At 33.4% G+C, this 1,510-nt stretch carries 3 protein-coding genes and 1 pseudogene; 3 read left to right on the forward strand and 1 reads right to left on the reverse strand.

Annotated elements, in window-relative coordinates; all coding sequences use genetic code 11:
- A partial coding sequence (locus tag LS72_RS10430) for a helix-turn-helix domain-containing protein (RefSeq protein WP_138155352.1) occupies nt 1-512 on the reverse strand: 512 nt, incomplete at its 3' end.
- A gap of 287 nt (nt 513-799) precedes the next feature.
- On the opposite strand from LS72_RS10430, the gene LS72_RS10435 reads away from it, so the two are divergent.
- The 3 genes and pseudogenes from LS72_RS10435 to LS72_RS10440 all read left to right on the forward strand — a co-directional run.
- Entirely contained in the window at nt 800-1,006 is a 207-nt protein-coding gene (locus LS72_RS10435) for a hypothetical protein (protein ID WP_034555494.1), read from the forward strand.
- Nucleotides 1,006-1,167 carry a hypothetical protein gene (locus LS72_RS11075; RefSeq protein WP_194145620.1) on the forward strand — a complete coding sequence of 54 codons (162 nt, stop codon included), beginning with the start codon at nt 1,006-1,008 and terminating at the stop codon, nt 1,165-1,167. The genes LS72_RS10435 and LS72_RS11075 overlap by 1 nt, the downstream gene beginning before the upstream one ends.
- Before the next feature lies 1 nt (nt 1,168).
- A pseudogene (locus tag LS72_RS10440) lies at nt 1,169-1,510 on the forward strand (Mu transposase C-terminal domain-containing protein); the annotation flags it as partial.

Genomic DNA, 1,510 nt, shown 5'->3' on the forward strand with positions numbered 1-1,510 from the left:
GTGGGATACATAGAATCGCCCTTTCCTATAATAATAGATAAATTATTAAAAGATACAATGCCGAAATATTGGCGTAAAAAGGATTTGGGGAAGTTTAGTCGCTCTTCTGTTTCTGCTTCATTGTATGCCCCACTTCCTGCACTTGCTGTTATATCCTCGTAAAATGGAATGGATACAATATCATCGTTTAAGGTTTGGGGCAGAGATACACCATTGCTGGACATTATTTCTGTGTTTTTTGAAATATTGTCGGACATTTGTCGGACATTTTTTTGAAATATTGTCGGACATTTGTCGGACATTTGTCGGACATTATCCTCATCAATAAAAGATGCGGGAGTCATATTAAAAGCTGATGAAATTTTCTTTAAATTCCCATAGGTAAAATTATCAACCAATCCAGCTTCATATTTTTTTATGGTGCTTAGTGATACGCCAGATTTTTGTGATAAATCAAATTGAGTCCAACCATAATTCTCTCTGCATTCTTTCATTTTCAAAGAAAGTTCCATATTTTGTTCCTTTATCTTGACAAGTTCAAAATATTACACTATAATTACACTACTTTTAAGGAAATTGTATCATAAAAATACAAAAACTTAAAAGTGGTTTGGGCGGGTGGGATTTACAATCTTTGCTAAAGGGTTTAAAATGATGAGTTTTAAATTCAAAAAGGTTGTGAAAGCTCTAGGCTTCAAAGTCTTTATTAAAATAAAGATTAAGAAGTTCTAGCAAATTACAATCTTCCACCTCTTTTGAGGTGGTTAGATGTAATTATAGCACATTAAAAGGAATAGAAGTGTTAAAGAGAAAAAAATTTACATATATCACTGAAGCAATGGCTAAAAAAGGAATGAAGCTAAAAACTTGGGCTGATTCTAAAGGATTAGATAATACAGATTATCTTATTTTGCTAGACATTTCAAAAGGTAGGGTTAAGGGCAAAAGAGGAAGAGCTAAAGAGCTTGTAGAGTTGCTAAAAAGAGATGGATTTAAGGTTGCGTAATGGAAAATGAAAAAAGAATAGCTGGTTTTGTCGTGGTTTATTTAAATGAATTTGGGCAAGATGATGTTATCTTTTGCGATAGCTTGGAAGAGGCACAAAAGAACTCTGAAAAGATAGAAGAACAAGGTTATCCAACTAAAATTTTTAAAGAAGTGGTGTAAAATGGGAAAATGGATAAGTAGTAAAGAGTTTGCGGAAAAATACAATTTAAATAGAGATACTATTGTTAAATCCACAAGTAGAGCCGATAAGAAAGGTAAAAATTTTTGTTCTATAAGGTTCAATATATTATACTTTAAATATTCTGAAGGGGTTGGCGGCTATGCAGGCAAAATCCTCCAAATCTGGAACACCCCCTTATCCACAAAGCAAGTGGAAGCTATAGAAAAAGGCTATCCTGTGAAATATGTGCTAGAGGAAATGGGTGAGGTGGTGGAATCTGCTAACACAGAAAAGCATATATGTAGTGAAAACTCAAGTAAAGATGCAGTGGAAAGCAGAGAT

Origin of the sequence: Helicobacter apodemus, from assembly GCF_000765745.2 — a bacterium.
GTDB classification, from domain to species: Bacteria; Campylobacterota; Campylobacteria; order Campylobacterales; family Helicobacteraceae; genus Helicobacter_D; species Helicobacter_D apodemus.